Below are 18,421 nucleotides of genomic sequence, written 5' to 3' on the forward strand. Positions count from 1 at the left end.
GGGCGCGGGGGCTCCAGCGGGGGGGCGGGTGCCGGTGCCGGCTCGGACTTCGGTTCCGGTTCCGGGCTGGGCTCGGGTTCCCGTTGTGGTGTCGGTTGAGGCTGTGGTTCCGGGGCCGGGGGTCGCGCCGGTTCCGGTTCTGCTTCCGGTTCCGGTTCCGGGAGCGGTGTCGGCGGGGTGCGCCTCGGCTCCGTCGACCATCCCAGGTACGACCCGCAGTTGCCGCAGAAGTCGTCGTCCTCGCGGTTCGCCGTACCGCACGCCGGACACGAGCGCATCGCGTCAGTCTCCTGTCTCTACGGGTGTCACTTCGGGTGCTGCTTCCGGCGGGCCCGGCAGGATCTCCACCCGGCAGGTGAGGTGGACGGGGCACGAGGCCGTGACGACCTCCTGGACCCGGTTCGCGTCCACCGTGACTCCGGGCGCCACCGGCCAGACCCGTACGAGCAGTTCACCGGTCGGGGGCGGAGGCAGGGCCGTACCGGGCTCGGACGACCAGGCCACGCCTCCGCCGTCCCGCACATCGGCGCGGACGCCGAAGCAGAGGCGGAGGTGTTCGACCAGGCCGCGCCGGGTGCCGCGCCATCGGTGCAGCTCCACCGCGCGGGCCAGCACCGCCCGTTGCAGCTCCGGCGGCCAGCCGGGGTCGATGCCCGCGCCCACCCAGGTCGCCAGCCACGGCAGGAAGTCGGCGGGGGCGAGAGCCGGGTCGAAGTAGGCCGGGAGGTTGTCCAGGGTGGACAGGACCGGGGCCAGGACCGTGTCGAGGCCCGCCGTGAACCGCTGGGCCAGGTCGTCGTCGGTGTACAGGGCGGGCAGCAGCTCGCCGATCGGGTAGCGGCTCGGCAGCCCGGGTACGGCGGCCCGGCTCATACGCCCTCACCCGGCCCGCTCGCCGTGACGATCACCTGGTGCTGGTGGGAGAAGACCAGCGCGCCCGGGGCCACGTCGACCCGGTCCATCGCGCCCCCGCGCCGTCCGCTGATCGGGTCCGCCGGGAACAGCCGGACCTCCTCCACAAGACCGGCCCCCCGCACCCCCTGGAGCACGGCGAAGACCTCCCCGTACTGCACGGGCCTCCCGAACGGCCACCCCGTACCGTCCGCGCCGCCCCGCAGCGGGTCGATGTGGCGGAACAGGGCCTCCAGTGCCTCCGCGCGCACCCGGTCCACGTCACCCGGGGCCGCGACCAGCCGGGCGACCACGGTGACGCCCTGGTAGGCGGGCGGCTCCACGACCAGCCGGGTGCCCACCAGGCGGCGCTCGTCCAGGCGTTCCGCCACCGCGGCGAGCACCTGGTCCGAGGGGATCAGCTGCTCGAACCGCAGGTGGCCGCCCTCGTCGGGGACCGCGTCCGGCACCACCAGGACCCGTACCGCACCGCCCTCGCCCGCGACGGCCGGCAGACACCGCACCCGGCGCAGCGAGGGCGCCGCCTCGCGGGCGATGACCTCGTGGTCCCGGGCCGTGACCGCCCGCTCCTGCACGCGCAGGATGTTGGGCGCGCGCACCTTGGCGTTCTCGACGGTCTCCCCGTCCACGCCCCCGGTCGCCGCCTCCCGGTTGCCGACCCCCGCGACGTACGGGACCGAGCTGCGCAGCACGGAGATCGCACCCCGGGCCACGTTTCCGGCCGACCCGCCGCCCGTGCGGTAGCGCGGGACGCGGAGCTGGGCGCCCTTCTCCGGGACCGCACCGTACGCGCGCATCGTGCCGTCCTCCTCCCGCACCTCCGGCGGGAACGCGAACTCACCGGAGACCGCGTCGATCCGTACGTGCCGGTCACCCGGCGCGGAGGCGCCGAAGTGCTCCACGGGCGTCCAGACCTGCCAGCCCTCGGCGGTCGACACCTGGACCACCGGCGGCTCGCCGTCCATCAGCAGCGGCACCCGGCTCACCGTGAACCGCTGCCCGGCCACGCCCTCGGAGATCCCGAGGGGCACGTCGAGGACCGTCTCCGCGTGCTCGACCGCCGCCGTGCCCCCGACCGTGAAGATCTCGGCCTCGCGGATCGTCGGGGATTCGGAGTAGAAGGGCTGGCCCGGCTCGGGCGGCGTCACCCGGCAGCGCAGCCAACCCGCCCGGGTACCCGCGACCACGGACGCGGTGTGCCCGGCGGGGACGAACACGATGACCTCGCCCGGCCGGTTGAGCCCGCCCGTGCTGTCGTCCCCGGTCGCGCACTCCACCCAGCGCGCCCCGTCCCACGCCTCCCACACCAGCGGCGGCTGACGAGGGTCGACGCCCACGCCCTCCACCCGGCTGTCCAGGCGTACGGCGACGATGCAGCGCGGTACGGCGGCGGGCAGCCCGAACAGCAGCGCGTCCCCCGGCTCCGGGCGCGGCGAGAAGCACGGGATGTCCTTGCCCGCGCCGAGCGGCCCGGTGCGGTCGGTCTGGTCGCCGGTCTTCGGCGCGGTGACCAGCCGGACCAGCTCGCTCGGCACGATCGGCAGGTCCTCGGAGGTGGTGAACACCACCGGCTCTTCGGCCTCGCCGCGTGCCGTCGCCACCTCCGTACCCGCCGACAGGTGCACGGTCTCCGGCTGCGGCGCGGAGAGCCAGAAATCGACCTCGGCCCGGGCCACGGTCGGCGGGAACAGGGTCACGCCCAGCAGGTCCAGGAAGGCCGCGTAGTTCTTGTCGGGCACCCGGTTCAGCCGGTACAGCAGCTGGTCGACCATGTACGCGAACGTCTCGATCAGCGTGACCCCGGGGTCGGAGACGTTGTGGTCGGTCCACTCGGGGGAGCGCTGCTGGACGTACCGCTTGGCCTCGTCGACGAGCTGCTGGAAGCGCCGGTCGTCCAGATTGGGGGAGGGGAGGGCCATCAGCGCACCTCTGCTTGCGAGGCCTGCGACGCTTGCGACGAGCCCTCTTCGGACGGGATCGTGTAGAACGGGAAGACCAGGTTGCGCAGGTCGTTGGTGGCCCGCACGGTGTAGCGCACGTCGATGTAGAGCGTGCCCTCCTCGATCGCGTCGAAGGCGATCACCACGTCCGTCACCTCGATGCGCGGCTCCCACCGCTCCAGCGACGTACGGACCTCCTGGGCGATCCGCCCGGCGGTCGCGCCGTCTCCGGGCGCGAAGACGTAGTCGTGGATGCCGCAGCCGAACTCCGGCCGCATCGGCCGCTCGCCCGGTGCCGTACCGAGGATCAGGCCGATGGCCTCCTCGATCTCCTTGTCCCGCTCGACCAGGGCGATCCCGCCCGTGGCGCCGGTCCGCAGCGGGAAGCCCCAGCCGCGTCCGATGAAGCCGCTTCCGGATCCCCTGAGGGCGCCGGTGTATCCGTCGCCGCTCACATCGGGCCCCCGATCAGGACGTTCAGCGCGCCGCTGATGATGGGCGCGCCGCAGCTGGTGGTGTCCCGCATCCGGGCGGCGGGCAGTCCGCCGATCAGCACCTGGCCGGTGACGGCCCCCGCCGGATTGGGCATGATCACGTTCGCCGGCCCGAGCGCCGCGTGCGGGGGGACGACGCACACGTGCAGACTCCCGGTGACGGCCGCGGGCCGGCCGCCGATCAGCACGGTGGCGACGGCCACCGCACCCGGGGGCGGGGTGCCGATGAGGCCGCCGTGGGCGGTGCTGTCGCCCGTGCGGGCTGCGGGGGGCATGGCCGGGGTTCTCCTTGCTGTGAAAGGGACTTGGGGGGCAGTGGGTCAGGGGGTGAACGTCAGTTGATACGTCAGTCGATACGTCAGTCGATACGTCAGTTGATGCGGATGAGCTTGGCCTTCAGGACCGCGAGCAGTCCGCCGTCCACGGTGACCCCCGTCTTGCCGTTGATGGTCACCGACCGCCCCTTCACCTCGACGTTCCCCGTACCGGCGTCGAGCGTGATGCCCGTAGAGGAGAGCGTCACGGAGCTCTGCGGGCGCTTGGAGCCGGGGGCGAACACGGTGAGCGCGATCTCGTTCTTCCGCTCGTCGAGCGTGACTTCGAGCCGCTTGTTGCCGCTGGCCAGCCGCACGCCGGACGGACCGCGCGGGGTGTCCAGCAGCTCCAGCCGGTTGCCCGAACGCGACACCAGGGAACGGCGGTTGACCTTGCCGCTGGTCTTGTCGACGAGCGGTACGTCGTGCTCCGAGGGGCGGTCGATTCCGTTGTACAGGCCGCCCAGCACATACGGGCTGTCCAGCAGCCCCTGCTCGAAGCCGACCAGCACCTCGTCGTTGACCTCCGGGCTGAAGACCCCGCCGCCGCCGTTGCCGCCCCACTGCACCGTACGGACCCAGTCGGTTACGTACGTGTCGTCGAGCCAGGGGAACTTCAGCCGTACCCAGCCCCGTTGGCCCTTGCCCTCGCGGATGTCGGTGACCACGCCGATCGCCAGCCCCGGCATGCGCGGACCGCGTGAGGGGGCCCCGCCGCCGGTCAGTCCGGCCAGCGAACGGTCGGGGGACGCACTGACGATCACGGTGGTGCGGTAGCCGCCGTCCGGTTCCAGGACGTGGTGGGCGGCGGTGGCGGTGTAGCGGCCGGAGAAGGTCGGGCCGACGTTGCCGAGCGCCACGGGTGCGCCCGCGCGCAGTTGCGGGTTGCCGAAGGCGACCGCCTCGATCTCCCCGAACCCGGAGCTGACCGAGGCCGCCACCGCACCCGCGACCGCCGTGGTCTCCGCCTGGGTCCGGTACGGGGTGTCGGCGACGGTCACCCGGGCCTTCGCACCGAACGCCCCGGCCGCCACCGACGGGCTCATCCCCGGCGTCACGGTCTTGCTGCGCACGGACTGCTCCCGCGCCACGAGCCGCGTCTTGGTGTCGACGTTCCAGCCGCGCACCTCGACATCGCCCGCCCCGTCCGCACCGGTCACCACCGCCCGCAGCGCGAGCAGGTTGTCCCCGTACTCCAGCACCATCGGGTTCTTGGCAGCCCTGGTGTCGGGCGAGGGCGCCGAGGAGGCCGGCTTCGGCTTGGTGAACTGGAGCACGCCCTTGTCGTCCACCCGCACCTGCGCGCCGCTCTCGGCCGCCAGATGCTGGAGGAACTCCCAGTCGGAGACGTTGGGCTGGGTCAGCTGCTTGTACGTGATCGGCGCCGCCTCGACCTTGCCGCAGGTCAGCCCGGCGCTCGCGGCGACCTTGCGGACGATGTCCGCCGTCTTCATGTTCCGGTACGCCACCACCTTCCGGCCGCGCTGGAGCCGGTGCGCCTTGGAGAGCGCGCGGATGACGGTGAACGTGCCGGTGGTGTCGTGGTCCAGCTCGATGGCCGTGACCTCACCGGTGAACAGCCGCTCGCGGACCCGGTCCTGGACGGTGACGACGGAGATCTTCAGCGGCGTGCCGAGGGTGATCCTGCTCTCGCTCAGCAGATCGTGGTCCGGATCCCGGTACATCAGCACGGCCGTGTCCGGCAGCCCGACGTTCTCGTCGACCACACAGCTCACCAACTGGGCGGCCCAGCCCAGCGGAAGCTCGGCGGGGATCTCCACGATCGGATCGGCGGCGAAGGAACGCCCCGGGGCGGAGGCGGTCATCGGCCGCCCTCCGCGAGGTGGTCTTCGAGCCCCGGCACGAGAAGCTCGCTGCCGGGGATCAGCTGCATGGGGTCGTCGATGTTGTTGGCGTTCGCGATCGTCCGCCAGGCGGTGGCATCGCCGTACTCGCGCCAGGCGAGCAGCGGCAGGCTGTCCCCGGCCACGACCCGGTGCGTACGCCGTGCCTCCTTCGAACCGGAGGTCGGGTTCTGGCCCGCCGGGTCGACGCTCGCCTCCTCGATGGAGAGGGAGCAGGTGGCGCGCAGCGGCTTTCCGTCCACGTCGAACAGGGTGTAGGAGACGGAGAGGTTGGAGAGGACGCCGTCGAACGAGGTCGTCCTCGACGTGCCCCAGTCGAACCGCACCCACGGGCTCGCGGGCGTCTTGCGCGCGAGGCTGGTCGGCGTGGGCACGCAGGCGATCATCAGCTGCTCCACCGCCTTCTCCACCGAGTTGTCATGGGTGGCCGTCGCGTCGAGGAAGACCTCCAGGGAGAGCGAGCGGGGCCCGCTCCCGACGAACTCGGGCAGCGCGGACTGCCCGGCCATCCGGGACGGAGTGCGCCGCCACTCGGTGCTCTTGCTCAGCGACAGCTTGTTCGGGTTGAACTGGAGGGTGAGCTGGGCGAGTTTGCCGCCCGGCTTGGCGCCGACGGTCGACGGCGGTTCCATGATGGTCAGTTGGGCGCGCGCACGGCTCGCACGGAGAGCGGGTGACATGGCGTTCCTCCTTCCTGGGTTTTCCCATAAGTGACATGACGGCGCATCAGGAAGGCTCCAGGCCCTCGTGGGCGATCTCCAGCGTCTCGATCGCCGCCTGGGAGTTGGCCGGGTCGAACGACGGGCCCTGCCAGCGGACGGGGACGATACCCTGCACCTGCCAGCTGATGATCCGGCTCAGGTCCGGCCGCAGCGCGACGATCTCGCCGTCCTTGGGCTCGACCCGCTGGATCGTCTCGTTCAGCCAGCGCGCGATCTTCATCGTGTCGGCGGTGACCGGGCGGGTCAGCGTGATGTTGGTCCAGGTGATGCGCCCCGGCAGCTGCCAGGTGAAGCCGTTGTTGCCGCCCTCGGCGTACGTCTCCATCTCGACCTCGGCGCCCAGACCCGAGCAGGTGTGGAAGGCACCCAGGTCACTGCCGCCGATCACGAGCTTGAAGAACACGCTCGTCGCGAAGATGTTGTCCGTCATGCCGTTTCTCTTCTTCTTCTCTGCTGATGCGGGTCCTGCGGGTCCTGCGGGTCCTGCGCGTCCTGCGGGTGATGCGGGTTGTGCGGGTTGTGCCGTGGCGGTGCGCGTTGTCAGCGGCGGCCGTCGTGGAGCCGCCCGGCGCGCTCGCGCCCGCGGCGCATGTCGGCCCGGATGAGCCGGCTCACGGGGTCGAAGAGACGGCGGGCCAGCTCCTCGATCTCGGCCCCTGAGATGCGGCTCGCGGCGCTCGTCGCGTTCTCCGCCGGCGTCTCGGAGGTGGGGGCGTAACCGGAGGTGTCGTCGGCCGCGCGCTGAACGGGCCTGGGTGCCCCGGCCTGTGTGCTCCTCTGCACGCTCTTCTGTGTGCCCTTTTGCGTGCCCTTCGGCGGGACTGCCGTGACCGGGACGCCGGTGATGCCGGCCTGGGCGGCGGCGCGTTGCAGCACCTGGGCCTGTGTCGGGGGCCGTCCGGGGGTGGCGCTGCCGTCGGCGCCGGTGCCGCTCGGTCCGGAGGCCGATGGGTGCGGGCGCGGTGGGACCCGTACGGAGAGGGCCGGAGGGCCGGCCAGGGGGGCGTCGCCGCCGGGCGCCGGGCCTGCGGGCGGGGGGCCTGCGGGGTCGGGGACGACCGGGAGCGGCATGCGCTGGACGGGTACGACGGTGGCTCCGGGCGCGGCTGCCACGGGGGGATGGGGGCGGACGACCGGGACCGCGCGGGCGGGCGGGGCGGACTGCGGGGTGGGGGTGCTGTGCCTGCTATGAGTGCTGTGCCGGGAAGGGGCTGATCCTGACGGTGCCGGCGACGGTGATGACGACGGTGACTGCGGCGTCGATGCCGACCGTTGCGGTGCCTGCCCTGCTGCCCGGGTTCGGGGGCGGGGCGTCGACGGGGTGGTGCCCGCCGTATCCCGTACCGAACGGCGCTGTACGAGCCGCTGGAGCGCGCCACCGATGGCGGACCCGCTCTTGGACCCGCTCTTGGCCGGGGCGGTGGTGGCTGGTGGTCCGCTGCCTTCATCGGTGGTGGTGCGTTCGCTGGTGGTGGTGCGTCGGGGCGCGGGGGCCGCGTGCAGGGGGGCCGCGTGTACGGCGCGCTGGACGGTGGCGCCGGGCATCGGGCCTGCCGCCGCCGGGGCCGTCGTCGGCGCCGGAACCGCTGCCGCCGTCGTCGGAGCCGCGCCGGGGGTACGGGTGCTGGGCGCGCTGCGCCGGGGCGTCGCACCCGCTGACGTCCGGCGCCCCCCGGTCTGCGGGTCGCCGGGCCGCGTGCCGCCGGTTCGCACGTTCGCGGGCTGTGCGCCGCCGGTCCCTGGTGCACCGGGCGCCGACGCACCCGACCCGGCCGTCCCACGCCCGGGCTGGGGCTGCTGTACGTCGCGGCGCCAGGTGGCTGCCACGACCGGGCGGGCCGGGCTGCCGCCCGCTGTTGTCGTCGGGGCGGCCGAGAACCCTTCGGCCGCACCGGTGCTCACCTTCAGGTCCCGGCCCGAGAGCAGGGTGCGCGAACGCTGGACGGTGGGCGTCAGTGCGGCGGTACCGGCGGAGGGTGTGGCGAGGGCCTGTCCGCCCTCCCGCCTCGGGCCGATGTTCCGGATACGGACCGGGGCCGGGGGAGTGGCCGGGGAAGCGGAGGCTCCGGGCGCGGGCGTCGCTGTGCCCGACCCTGTACTCGTCACCGTGCCCGACAGCGTACGCGGGTGGACACGCTCGCCGTCCACCGCGCGCTGTACGGGCGCGGCGGCGGAACGCACCGGCATCGCGGACGGCGTGCTCGGTGAGGTCGTTGAGGCCGGCGCTGGAGTGGCCTGCGGAGGCGTGGACTGCGGTGCCGGTGCACCCGAAGGGCTCGGCTGCGTACGACGACGGTCTCCGAGGAGCGGCGCGTCACGCTGGACCCGGGCGGTCGACGGGAGGGAGGCGAGGGGCGTGCCGATCCCGCCTCGCGTACGGCCACGGGGGCCGGGTGCGTCGGCGGGCTGCGCGGGGGTGGGGGCGCTGGGGCGTTGTGGCGTACGCGAGGTGCTGGTCGGTGCCTGCCCCGGCGGGGGTGTCGCTGCCGGTGAGGACGGTGCGGCGGTCGCCGGTGCCTCCGACGTCTGACGCTGGAGTACCGGCATGGTCGCCGCCTCTTGCCCTGCCGGGGCAGTCGGCGCGGCCTGCCCTTGCCCTGCCGGGCCGACGGGGATGGCTCCTGAGGGCAGTTCCCGCAGGGGCTTGCCAAGAGGAGGGCGTACGGCCTCGGGCGCGGGAGCCGGTGCTCGGCCGGGACTCTCCTGCCGCGCGGGGGCGGCCGACTGCTGCGGCTGCGGCTGAGCCACGGTGCTCCGCTGCACGGTGCCGGGAGCGGCGGGAGCGGCGGGGGTGGAAGGAGTTGCCGGGGTGACGACGGGGGCAGCGGGCGGCAGCCCGGTGATCTGCCGCAGCCGCATCGCCGGACGCCGGGCCACGATCAGGGGAGGCGCGGTCCGCCGAGGACGTACGGCGGCGGGACGCGCACGCTCAACAGCCGGAACCGAAGCCGGTGGAGCGGCTGCGCCTGAGGCAGCGGCGACGGCGTCCGAAGAGGCCGGAGCCGCACCGGCCTTCGCGGTCCGCTGCACAGGCGGCATGGCCGCCGCACCCGCACCCGCGCCCGCGCCCCCAGCAGAGGAAGCGCCCGGGCGTGAGCCAGGCGCGGCCCCCGCTCCCGTACCCCGTCGCTGGACCGGGGCACTCCGCCCCGGCTTCCGGCCACCCGCGCGCCCCGCCGCCGCAGACGCAGACGGCAGATCCGCCGCAGCCGGACCGGCCTCCGCCTCGCCCTCCGCCTGCGGCCGGGCCGCCCGCAGCAGCAGCGGTCCCCCGGGCGAGGTGGAATGCGCGGAGCCCGGGCGGGTCACGCCATGGATGAGGCCCACCGGGGCGGACGGCAGGACGGCGTGGCCCAGCTCGCCGCCGAGGGACGGGTTCTGCCAGGAGGCGAGCTGGGACCGGAACCGCAGCCCGTCGCTCACCCCGATCGAGGACCGGGCAACGGTCACCGCGGGCGGCGCGACCCGACGCCACCCCCCGTCCCAGTCGGAGCCGCCGGAAGCGGAAGCCCCGGCACCGGGCGCCCCCGTACCGACGCCCTCGCCCCCGGCACCGGCCGAAGCGTCAGCCCCGACACCGGCAACCGCATCGGCGACACCGCCCCCCTGCCCGTCCGTCCGGCGGCGCAGCCAGTCCCCGAGCCCCACACGATCACCCGCCTTCGTTGACGCGGGTGTTGATCCGCGCTATCTCCCGCACCCACTGCTGACGTTCCGCGTGGGTGAGGTCGAGAATGTCCTCACGCTGCCAATGGAAGTGGTAGGCGACGTACGCGATCTCCTCCCGCAACCGGGGAAGCGCGTACGTCACGATTCCCCCAGGCGCCCACCCGAGAGGTCCACCTCGAACGAGCCGTGGCAGAGCGGGCAGGTCACCGCGGCGTGCGTGTGGCCCTCGCTGTTGATCCGGCGGTAGAAGTCCTGGAGGAACGCCACATCCGTGGCGTACATCCGCTCCACGATCCCGGCGTGCACATCGGTGACCGTGCCGAGCTGAGTGATGACCTGGCTCAGCAGCACCACGGACAGGTACGCCGGGTTCTCCTTCACTCGCAGGTCGATCTGCGGGCGCAGCTCGTCCCGGGCCGTCGCGAGCCGCATGGTGCCGTGCCGGTGCAGCTGGCCCTCGTCGTCGACGTACCCGCGCGGCAGCTCGAACGCGAACTCCGTCTGGAGCGTGTCGCGTTCGCGGGAGCGGTCGCGGGACGGGGCCGCCGCCGCAGGGGCGGCGGCCTCCTCGCGCGGGGCGGGCGCGGCGGCGAGAGTGTCCAGGACCTCTTCGAGGCCGGCGCCCGGCGAAACGGTCCGGCGCCTCATTCGACCACGATCTCCTCGAAGGTGATGGTCACCGTCTCGGTCGCGGCGCTGGACTCGCCGGCCTTGAGCGACGGGCCCTCCCATTTGGAGGCCCAGCCCTGCATCAGCTGGATGCGCCGGACGGTCTCACCGGTCGAGTCCTTGATCTCGATCGTGAGGTTCTGGCGCGCGGTGTCGACGGCTCCGTTGTTGAGCGTCTCCTTGATCCAGGTGGTGAACTCGCTGCTCTTGTCGAGCCCGCGGGTGATCGTCACCTCGCCCGCCTGGCGCGCGCCCGGCTGCTTGCGGATGATCTGCTTGCCCTCGGCGGTCACCTGACGGACCTCGACGACTTCCTCCTCGACGGTCATGCCGCTGATCTCCTGGATGGACTCCACGAGATAGCCGCCGAGCTGCACGCCGAAGACGTGGGTGGAAAGAGCGTCGCCCTCTGCCATGACTGTGTGTCACCTGTTCCGCTAGTGAAGATGAGAGATGAAGGGGGTGAGGAGGACCGCGAAGGTCACTCGTCGATGAGGCTGGTGCTGTCCGAGAACTGCGCCAGGCGGAAGACCACGAACTCCGCGGGCTTCACCGGGGCGACGCCGATCTCGCAGACGACCTGGCCGAGGTCGATCGACTCCTGCGGGTTGTTGCTCCGGTCGCACCGGACGTAGAACGCCTCCTCGGCCGTGCGGCCGAACAGCGCACCGCGTCGCCACTCCTCGGTGAGGAAGGCGGTGACGTTGCGCCGGATGCTCGACCAGAGGCGGTCGTCGTTCGGCTCGAAGACCACCCACTGGGTGCCCAGGAGGATGGACTCCTCCAGGTAGTTGAAGAGCCGGCGCACGTTGAGGTAGCGCCAGGCCGGGTCGGAGGAGAGGGTGCGGGCGCCCCAGATGCGGATGCCGCGGCCGGGGAAGGCGCGGACGCAGTTGACGCCGATCGGGTTCAGCAGATCCTGCTCGCCCTTGCTGAGCCGGATCTCCAGGTCCACCGCACCGCGGATGACCTCGTTGGCGGGCGCCTTGTGGACTCCGCGCTCGCCGTCGCTGCGTGCCCAGACTCCGGCTACGTGACCGCTCGGCGGGACCAGGGAGTTGCGGCCGGCCGCCGGGTCGAAGACCTTCACCCACGGGTAGTACAGGGTGGCGTAGCGCGAGTCGTAACCGGCTTCGTCGTTGCGCCAGTTGCGTACCTGCTGGGCGTTCATGCCGGGCGGGGTGTCCAGGACGGCGACGCGGTCGCCCATCTGCTCGCAGTGCGAGATGACCGCCAGCTGCACGGTCTTGACGCCCTCGGCGTCGATCTCGCCGCGCTGGTAGGCGCTCATCAGGTCCGGGACGGCGACCATGGTGATCTCGTCGATCGACTCCAGGCCGCCGAACCCGGTGCGGGCGGCGGCGTCACCGACGTACTCGGACGCGTCGAGCCGCGCGACACCGGAACCGGGGGTGCCGGAGGCCGGGGCGGGCGCGAGGGCGACGGTCTGCTTCTCGGGGCGGCTCTGGGCCGTGCCGGGCTGCTCGGTGACCTGGACGAGCTTGGAGTCGCGGGCCTGGGTGACCAGGTAGCCCTTGACGTTCTTGCGGGTCGAGACGTCGTACGTCTCCACCACCTTGCCGGCCTGGCGGACCAGCAGCTTGAAGCGGTCCTCCGGGGGGTTCTCGCCCTCGGGGTCGGCGATCTCGACGGAGAGGTCCGCGCCGGTGCCGGACTTGGCGGCGACCAGGAAGCCACCGAGGGCGACGGGCGCCGGGGCCTGGCCGACGGCGCCGGGGGCCGTGGCGCCGGACGCGCCCTGCGCGGGGCCGCCGATGCGCACGATGTAGGCCGCGCCGCCGCCGTTGGCGAAGAAGCCGTAGACGGCGTGGGTGAGGTAGGTGTCGGCGGCGAAGGTGCCGAACGTCTGGACGTACTGGTCCCAGTTGGTCACCAGCGTCGGCTGGTGGAAGGGACCCGTCTCGGCGAAGCCGACGAAGGCTGCGACCGCGGTGCCGACTCCCTCGATGGGCCGTGCTCCGGACTGCACCTCCTCCACGTATACACCGGGGGTGAGGTACGACGGCATGCTCGCTCCTTCGGGGTGGTCACTCGTTCACCGATCAGTCTTGCCCGGTGGCGGTGGCCGGGAGTAGGCCTCAAAGTCCTGGGCGCGGGGCAGTGACTCTGCCTTCCCGGGCACCCGTACGACGGTGAATGCTGCCCTTGGCGGACCGGCCGCGCCGCTCGCGCATTCGCGGCGGCCGGCGTATTCGGGAGGCCTGAGATGAAGCGGAGGAGAACAGCGGGTCACGGAACTGTTTCCCCTCCGGCCGCCGTTCCGGGGATTCGCCGGAATTAGGGGTTCCGGTTCCCTGTGGCGATGTGTTCGGTATCTCTTTTTCTCGATGAACGTCACATGGCGAAAAACCGTACGGGGTCCACCGGCAATCGTGGCGGGCTGACGGGATTCGGCCAGAATGCGCCGAGAAGGTGTGGTCGGCCGACCGGGTTGCGCCGACGGAAACGGGCGCCCGACCGTTCCGATCGGGCGCCCGGCGTCTCCCGCCGAACCGTCAGCAGCGGCTCTGATCAGGCTCGTTCGTGCTCCGGTCCGCCGCAACCGGATATTCTTCTCAGGTCGTCGGCGTCGCGGATGACCGAATTGGTATAGACCTCTGACGGATTCGGGAGGATGAATCCGCCATCGCTCGGCACGCCGGGTTTCCTCCGGGGCCGGGTATCTGCTGTTGTCGTCACCCATAGGGGGAGCGTGGCGTCCCGGCGCCGCCGTATCCGCTGTTGTTCTACCGTGCGAGATCGCTCAGTACACCGCTGACGTTAATCACCTGATGGCAGCCAGAAGCCTGTGTTCCGGTCGCCGGAGTGCCGGGCTTGGCACAGGTGACGGCAGCGGTGACTGTGGCGTTCTCCGGAACCTGAATGGGGGTGACCCAGTGATAGTCCTGATTGCGGAAGGTTTCCAGCGCGATGGTGGTGATCTTCCGCTCTCCGAAGGAGATGGTCAGCACTCCCTCGTCGCCCTGGAAGTTCGCCACCACGATGTCCGTGATGCCGAAGACCTTGCCCGCGGGAACCTTGTACGTCCCCACGCCCTCGATCCCGGCGTTGGTCTCCACGTCGATCGTCGCGGAGCTCTGCTCGGTGCCCCCGCCGCCCGTGCCGCCCGGGCCGGTGCCTGCCCCCGGTCCCGTACCGGAGCCGCCGTTGCCCCCGGGCGTGCCCGGCGCGTCCGGCCCGGTGCCCTGGCCCTGGTTTCCGCCCGGGCTGTCCGGGCCGCCCGGCGTGGGCGAACCCTGCTGCTGTCCGCCGCGGGCGGCCTCCTCCTGCGCGGCCTCGGTCGCCGCCTGCTTCGCGGTGCTCTTCACCGCCGGCCGCACCAGTGCGAACCAGGCGAGCAGCAGTGCCAGCAGCGCGGCCAGCACGATCAGCAGCCACTTGGGCAGCACGGGAAGCTGGAGGAACTCGCCGGGCACCGGCTCCGGACGTACGGTCTCCGGCTGCGCGGGCTCCGGGCGTACCGGCTTCTTGTCCCCGGCCTCCGCCTCGACCGTGTCGACGGGCACCTCGGCCTCGGCGGCCTCCACCTCGAACGGCCAGCTGACCGGCTCGCCGAACCAGATCAGCTTGGCCGCGCGGACCTTGAGCCGTATCTCGGCCGACTCGCCCGGCTCCAGCCGCTTCTGACCCGGCGTGAAGCCCAGCCGCAGCTCCTCCCCGGCCTGCTTGCCGGTGAAGGCGACATCGACCGGGGTGTTGCCCTTGTTCTGCACGGCGGTACGGAAACGGGCGCCCAGCCAGCCCCGGCGGCGGCGCGGCTCCAGCTCGGTGCGCAGCTCGTGGAACGGCTCGACGGTGACCGTGCCCTCGGGCACCACCACCGACTCCGGGTGCTCCGCGGGCAGTACGCGGACGGCCAGCGGGGTCTCGCCCGCCTTGACCTCGTGGGAGCGGGGAGGGGTGAAGGTGAGGGTCACCGTCTCGGAGGTGCCCGGGTAGAGCGACACGCGGGCCGGCTCGACGGTGCTCCACGCGGCGCAGTCGCCGACGACTTCGAGCGTGTAGGCCTCGACGATGTCACCGTCGTTGCGCACGGTCAGGGTCGTCGTCGCGGTACCGCCGGGCGACACCGTCACCGTGGGCATTTCGAGTTCGGCAGATGTGGTCACCCTGCGACGGTAAGCCGCCCCGGCGGCTGCGCAGCAGGGTCGCGAGGGCAACGAACGGGCAGGGCGGATGCCCCGAGAGCACACCGGTCCGGTGGTGCCGCGACCCCGCCCCGCGCCCGTGCCCCCTGCCGAAGACCGGTGCTGTGGGGAGCGGAGAGAAGGCATATCGGGCGGAAGTACCTGAGGAAGACGGCGCGGAACGATGACTACGGCAGACACGAAGAGCAGGACGACGGAGCGCGGTCAGTACCGCAGGCCCGACGCGGGTCGGCGGGCCGCCCGGACCACCCCCGGGGCCGGGGCCGGCGGCAGGGTCACCGTGGCGGTGTACGCGGAGGACCTGATCCTCCAGACCGGCATGGTCCACCAGCTGCGGATGCGGCCGGAGATAGAACTGATACCGGAGGCCGAGGCCGACAAGGCCCAGGTCTCCCTGGTGGTGGTGGACATGGTGGACGACGCCACCGTCCAGCTCCTGCACCGCCTCCAGCGCAACACCTCCACCCGCACCGGGCTGGTCGTCGGCTTCTTCGAGTCGGGTGCGCTCCAGACGATGATCGAGTGCGGGGTCGCCGCCGTGCTGCGGCGCGGCGAGGCCGACCAGGACCGGCTGATCCACCTGGTCAAGGCGATGGCCAACGGCGAGGGCGTCCTCCCGGGCGACCTCCTCGGCAAGCTCCTGGACCATGTCAGCAGCCTCCAGCGGACGGTCCTGGACCCCCGTGGACTCACCCTCTCCACCCTCACGGCGCGGGAGGCGGAGATGATCCGGCTGGTGTCGGAGGGCTTCGACACCTCGGAGATCGCGCAGAAGACCTCGTACTCCGAACGCACCGTCAAGAACGTGCTGCACGAGGTCGCGACCCGGCTCGAACTGCGCAACCGCGCCCACGCGGTGGGCTACGCGATGCGGCACGGGCTGATCTGACCTTTCGCCGATCCGACCGATCATCACGAATACCCGTACGGGCCATCCCCGTACGGGAGTTACCGGGCGATCCTGGACCGGGGGCGGGGAAGGGTGCGCCGCAAAGGGCAGCGGCTCCTTCCCCCGGTCCGGGTACTTGAGGCCTGTCTTCCTGCCCCGCGCGAGCGCGATGCTCGACGGTGGAGCGTCATCAACAGACTGTGAGGTGGGCCGTGACCGGCACTGCTGGCCCGGCGAAGCATTCCCGGTGGAGCCGACTGATGGGCGCCGTGGTGCTGCTGGCGCCCCTGCTGGTGGTCGGTTCGGCCGCCACCCCGCACGGGGCGGCCGACGCGGTCGCCGCACCGTCGACCGCGGACCCGGCGGAGGCCGGGCGGATCGCCTTCGCCGGTACGGAGCACCGCAGCCTCGGCCGCGTCGCGGACCCGCAGAACACCGCGCCCCTCTTCGGGGACGGCCCCACCCACTACGACCAGGACCCCTCCGCCCGCCGCGGGGTGCTCGTCTTCACCAGCCTCCGCGACAGCGTGCGCCCCCAGGTGTACGTGCGCGACGCGGACGGGACCGTACGCCGGCTCACCACCGACCGGGACGCGGCCAACCCCGAACTCTCCCCGGACGGGCGGACCGTCGTCTTCGACTCGGCCGAGCCCGGCCCCGACGGCACCGTCCAGCGCGACCTGTGGGCGGTCGGCGTCGACGGCTCCGGTCTGCGGCGGCTGTCGGACACCCCCGACAACGAGGAGTCCCCGACCTTCTCCCCGGACGGCACCCGCATCGCGTACGCCTGCGACGGCGACACCTCACGGGGCTGGCAGATATACGAAGAGCCTTTCGCGGGCGGCGAGCGGACCCGGATCAGCGACGGCCCGCCCGGCGACGCCAAGGACCCGTCCTGGAACCCGGTGGACGACGACACCCACCGCAGCCGGGTCGCGTACACCCACATCACCGACCCCGACCCCGAGACGGGCTACCGCCTGCGGGTCACCGAGGGCATCGGCACCGACCGGCCGCTGCTGGCCGGAGGCCACGCCGAGTGGGGCAGCCACTCCGTCTCCTGGCTGCCGAACGGCGACGACGTCCTCTTTCTCAGCCCCTTCCACGTCTGCGGCTGCGACGACTTCGACCACGTCTACCGGGGCCCCGCGTTCAGCGAGCAGACACCGCAGCAGCTCCTCACCGAGAACCGCGACGTGGCCTCGCCCACCTGGACCGGCAGTGACAGCGACTCCGGAGACGTCATCGTCTCCCGGATCAGCTCGTCGGCCGCGAACGTCGTGACGCTCCAGGACGTACGCCAGGACGGCTCCGACCCCCGCGACCTCGGGTTCACCATCCTCGACGAGGACCCGGCGGCCCGCACCAACACCGACCCGGCGCTCGACCCGCTCTTCAACCCGGCGGCCGGGTACGACCCGTGGACCGAGCGGCAGAACTACACCCCCGACGGGCGGCGCATCGTCGTGACCCGCTTCGAGGGCCCGGACGACGCGCGGATCCAGCGCATCTGGATGGTCGACGCCGACGGCACCAACGGCGCCGCCCTGCCGCTCGCCGGACGCGGTGAGCGCGACTGGGACACCGACCCCACCTTCTCGCCCGACGGCACCAAGATCGCGTTCACCCGCACCTCGCCCGGTGGCGTCGGCGAGGCGGCCGGACCGGGCCGCATCCTCATCGCCGACGTGGCCACCGGCGCGATCCTCGACGAGATCCGCCCGCCCGAGGGCCAGCAGCAGGGCGGCGACGCCCAGCCGACCTGGTCCTCCGACGGCGTCAACCTCGCCTTCACCCGTACGCAGGTGATCAACGGCAACGGCGGCAACAAGCACATCTGGGTCGTGCCGGTGAGCAGCCTCGGCCAGCAGCGGGACCTCAGCGCCACCATCTGCCCCGGCGACTGCGAAGTCATCGACGACAGCCCGGCGTTCTCCCCGGACGGTACGCGGGTGGCCTTCAACCGCAAGGACGGCGGCGGCCGGATCAACGAGCGCAACGGCATCATCGTCAAGCCGCTGCGCGGCGGCGGCTGCCGGGTCGTGCTGCCCTCCTCCGAGCGGGACAACCCCGACGGCTGCGACCAGGAGATCCCCGACACCACCGGGACCGGCCCCTTCCAGCCCCGTGACGTGGCCTGGTCGCCGGACGGCAGCCGGATCGTGCTGTCCTCCCGCCGGGAGCAGGCCGTCAACTCGATGGAGCAGCTCTCCGTCCTCGACCTCGCCTCCGGTGAGCTGACGCCCCTGGAGAACGAGCACGCCGGACGGCAGAAGGAGCCGAGCTATCAGCAGTCGGTCGACCTCGCCGTGACGGCCCCGCCCACCGGGCCCGCCGTGGAGGTCGGCTCCTCGGTCGAGGTGAAGGTCACCGTGGTCAACCGCGGCCCCTCGCCCTCGCCCGGCACCGTCTTCACGGCCGACCCTCCGCCAGGTGTACGGCTGGAGGAGCTGACCACGCCCGCCGGGAGCTGCGGAGCCGGCTCGCCCCAGTGCGACCTGGGTGTCGTCCCGCCCGGCGCGAGCGTGGAGATCACCGCCAAGCTGACCGGCGTCACCCGCGGCGACCAGCCGATCGGCTGGTCCGTCACCGGCACCGTGCTCGACCCGAACCCCACGGACAACGCCACCGGCACCCTCGTACCCGTCCAGGACGTGCCCCCGCCGACCCCGACGCCCACGCCTCCGACTCCGACCCCGCCGACGCCCACCCCCACGCCTCCCACCCCGACCCCTCCCACGCCCGCGCCTCCGACCCCGGCGCCCCCGACCACCGCGC

The 18,421-nt window shown here is 72.6% G+C and carries 17 protein-coding genes; 3 read left to right on the forward strand and 14 right to left on the reverse strand.

Annotated elements, in window-relative coordinates; genetic code table 11:
• From IF17_RS1000000138325 to IF17_RS0135295, 9 genes are all read right to left on the reverse strand, one after another.
• Positions 1–278 (reverse strand): zinc ribbon domain-containing protein (locus IF17_RS1000000138325; RefSeq protein WP_280518098.1); only part of this gene is annotated, 278 nt, incomplete at its 3' end.
• Positions 279–282: 4 nt separating this feature from the next.
• Positions 283–873, reverse strand: a complete 591-nt coding sequence (locus IF17_RS0135260) for a phage tail protein (protein ID WP_030575197.1) — start codon at positions 871–873, stop codon at positions 283–285.
• Entirely contained in the window at positions 870–2,831 is a 1,962-nt protein-coding gene (locus IF17_RS0135265; RefSeq protein ID WP_030575200.1) for a putative baseplate assembly protein, read from the reverse strand. Before IF17_RS0135265 ends, IF17_RS0135260 begins: the two co-directional genes overlap by 4 nt.
• The gene (locus tag IF17_RS0135270) at positions 2,831–3,307 is read right to left on the reverse strand and encodes a GPW/gp25 family protein (RefSeq protein ID WP_051884222.1); all 477 of its coding nucleotides are present in this window, start codon (positions 3,305–3,307) and stop codon (positions 2,831–2,833) included. The genes IF17_RS0135265 and IF17_RS0135270 overlap by 1 nt, the downstream gene beginning before the upstream one ends.
• Positions 3,304–3,621 (reverse strand): PAAR domain-containing protein, encoded by a 318-nt coding sequence (locus tag IF17_RS0135275; RefSeq protein WP_018509804.1) that lies wholly within the window; start codon positions 3,619–3,621, stop codon positions 3,304–3,306. The genes IF17_RS0135270 and IF17_RS0135275 overlap by 4 nt, the downstream gene beginning before the upstream one ends.
• A gap of 95 nt (positions 3,622–3,716) precedes the next feature.
• Entirely contained in the window at positions 3,717–5,486 is a 1,770-nt protein-coding gene (locus IF17_RS0135280) for a VgrG-related protein (RefSeq protein WP_030575204.1), read from the reverse strand.
• Positions 5,483–6,205 carry a CIS tube protein gene (locus IF17_RS0135285; RefSeq protein ID WP_030575206.1) on the reverse strand — a complete coding sequence of 241 codons (723 nt, stop codon included), beginning with the start codon at positions 6,203–6,205 and terminating at the stop codon, positions 5,483–5,485. Before IF17_RS0135285 ends, IF17_RS0135280 begins: the two co-directional genes overlap by 4 nt.
• Positions 6,206–6,251: 46 nt before the next feature.
• On the reverse strand, positions 6,252–6,677 hold the full coding sequence (locus tag IF17_RS0135290; protein WP_018509801.1) for a phage tail protein: 426 nt from the start codon (positions 6,675–6,677) through the stop codon (positions 6,252–6,254).
• A 110-nt stretch (positions 6,678–6,787) separates the two neighbouring features.
• Positions 6,788–7,360, reverse strand: coding sequence for a hypothetical protein (locus IF17_RS0135295; RefSeq protein ID WP_244890585.1), 573 nt, complete (start codon positions 7,358–7,360; stop codon positions 6,788–6,790).
• A gap of 1,243 nt (positions 7,361–8,603) precedes the next feature.
• Here IF17_RS0135295 and IF17_RS1000000139155 point away from each other — a divergent pair.
• The gene (locus IF17_RS1000000139155; protein ID WP_157851205.1) at positions 8,604–8,777 is read left to right on the forward strand and encodes a hypothetical protein; all 174 of its coding nucleotides are present in this window, start codon (positions 8,604–8,606) and stop codon (positions 8,775–8,777) included.
• A gap of 1,122 nt (positions 8,778–9,899) precedes the next feature.
• Here IF17_RS1000000139155 and IF17_RS1000000139420 read toward each other — a convergent pair.
• From IF17_RS1000000139420 to IF17_RS0135320, 5 genes are all read right to left on the reverse strand, one after another.
• On the reverse strand, positions 9,900–10,058 hold the full coding sequence (locus IF17_RS1000000139420; protein ID WP_018492281.1) for a DUF6760 family protein: 159 nt from the start codon (positions 10,056–10,058) through the stop codon (positions 9,900–9,902).
• Positions 10,055–10,564 carry a hypothetical protein gene (locus IF17_RS0135305; RefSeq protein WP_030575210.1) on the reverse strand — a complete coding sequence of 170 codons (510 nt, stop codon included), beginning with the start codon at positions 10,562–10,564 and terminating at the stop codon, positions 10,055–10,057. Before IF17_RS0135305 ends, IF17_RS1000000139420 begins: the two co-directional genes overlap by 4 nt.
• Entirely contained in the window at positions 10,561–11,001 is a 441-nt protein-coding gene (locus IF17_RS0135310; protein ID WP_007457189.1) for a phage tail protein, read from the reverse strand. The genes IF17_RS0135305 and IF17_RS0135310 overlap by 4 nt, the downstream gene beginning before the upstream one ends.
• Positions 11,002–11,066: 65 nt before the next feature.
• Complete coding sequence (locus tag IF17_RS0135315) at positions 11,067–12,614, reverse strand: phage tail sheath family protein (protein ID WP_030575212.1); 1,548 nt, start codon at positions 12,612–12,614, stop codon at positions 11,067–11,069.
• A gap of 718 nt (positions 12,615–13,332) precedes the next feature.
• A complete protein-coding gene (locus IF17_RS0135320) occupies positions 13,333–14,691 on the reverse strand; it encodes a COG1470 family protein (RefSeq protein WP_030575214.1) in 1,359 nt (452 codons plus the stop codon).
• A 226-nt stretch (positions 14,692–14,917) separates the two neighbouring features.
• Here IF17_RS0135320 and IF17_RS0135325 point away from each other — a divergent pair, with 226 nt between their 5' ends.
• A complete protein-coding gene (locus IF17_RS0135325; protein WP_030575216.1) occupies positions 14,918–15,643 on the forward strand; it encodes a helix-turn-helix transcriptional regulator in 726 nt (241 codons plus the stop codon).
• 260 nt (positions 15,644–15,903) lie between these two features.
• Positions 15,904–18,421 (forward strand): DUF11 domain-containing protein (locus tag IF17_RS0135330; RefSeq protein ID WP_051884223.1); only part of this gene is annotated, 2,518 nt, incomplete at its 3' end.

This window comes from Streptomyces cyaneofuscatus (assembly GCF_000718135.1).
Lineage (GTDB): Bacteria > Actinomycetota > Actinomycetes > Streptomycetales > Streptomycetaceae > Streptomyces > Streptomyces cyaneofuscatus.

What these genes read in the sequence shown, in the direction of transcription:
- IF17_RS0135260 (WP_030575197.1), bottom strand. Translation starts at nt 873, where the DNA reads ATGAGCCGGGCCGCCGTACCCGGGCTGCCGAGCCGCTACCCGATCGGC.
- IF17_RS0135265 (WP_030575200.1), bottom strand. Translation starts at nt 2,831, where the DNA reads ATGGCCCTCCCCTCCCCCAATCTGGACGACCGGCGCTTCCAGCAGCTC.
- IF17_RS0135275 (WP_018509804.1), bottom strand. Translation starts at nt 3,621, where the DNA reads ATGCCCCCCGCAGCCCGCACGGGCGACAGCACCGCCCACGGCGGCCTC.
- IF17_RS0135280 (WP_030575204.1), bottom strand. Translation starts at nt 5,486, where the DNA reads ATGACCGCCTCCGCCCCGGGGCGTTCCTTCGCCGCCGATCCGATCGTG.
- IF17_RS0135285 (WP_030575206.1), bottom strand. Translation starts at nt 6,205, where the DNA reads ATGTCACCCGCTCTCCGTGCGAGCCGTGCGCGCGCCCAACTGACCATC.
- IF17_RS0135290 (WP_018509801.1), bottom strand. Translation starts at nt 6,677, where the DNA reads ATGACGGACAACATCTTCGCGACGAGCGTGTTCTTCAAGCTCGTGATC.
- IF17_RS0135305 (WP_030575210.1), bottom strand. Translation starts at nt 10,564, where the DNA reads ATGAGGCGCCGGACCGTTTCGCCGGGCGCCGGCCTCGAAGAGGTCCTG.
- IF17_RS0135310 (WP_007457189.1), bottom strand. Translation starts at nt 11,001, where the DNA reads ATGGCAGAGGGCGACGCTCTTTCCACCCACGTCTTCGGCGTGCAGCTC.
- IF17_RS0135315 (WP_030575212.1), bottom strand. Translation starts at nt 12,614, where the DNA reads ATGCCGTCGTACCTCACCCCCGGTGTATACGTGGAGGAGGTGCAGTCC.
- IF17_RS0135320 (WP_030575214.1), bottom strand. Translation starts at nt 14,691, where the DNA reads ATGCCCACGGTGACGGTGTCGCCCGGCGGTACCGCGACGACGACCCTG.
- IF17_RS0135325 (WP_030575216.1), top strand. Translation starts at nt 14,918, where the DNA reads ATGACTACGGCAGACACGAAGAGCAGGACGACGGAGCGCGGTCAGTAC.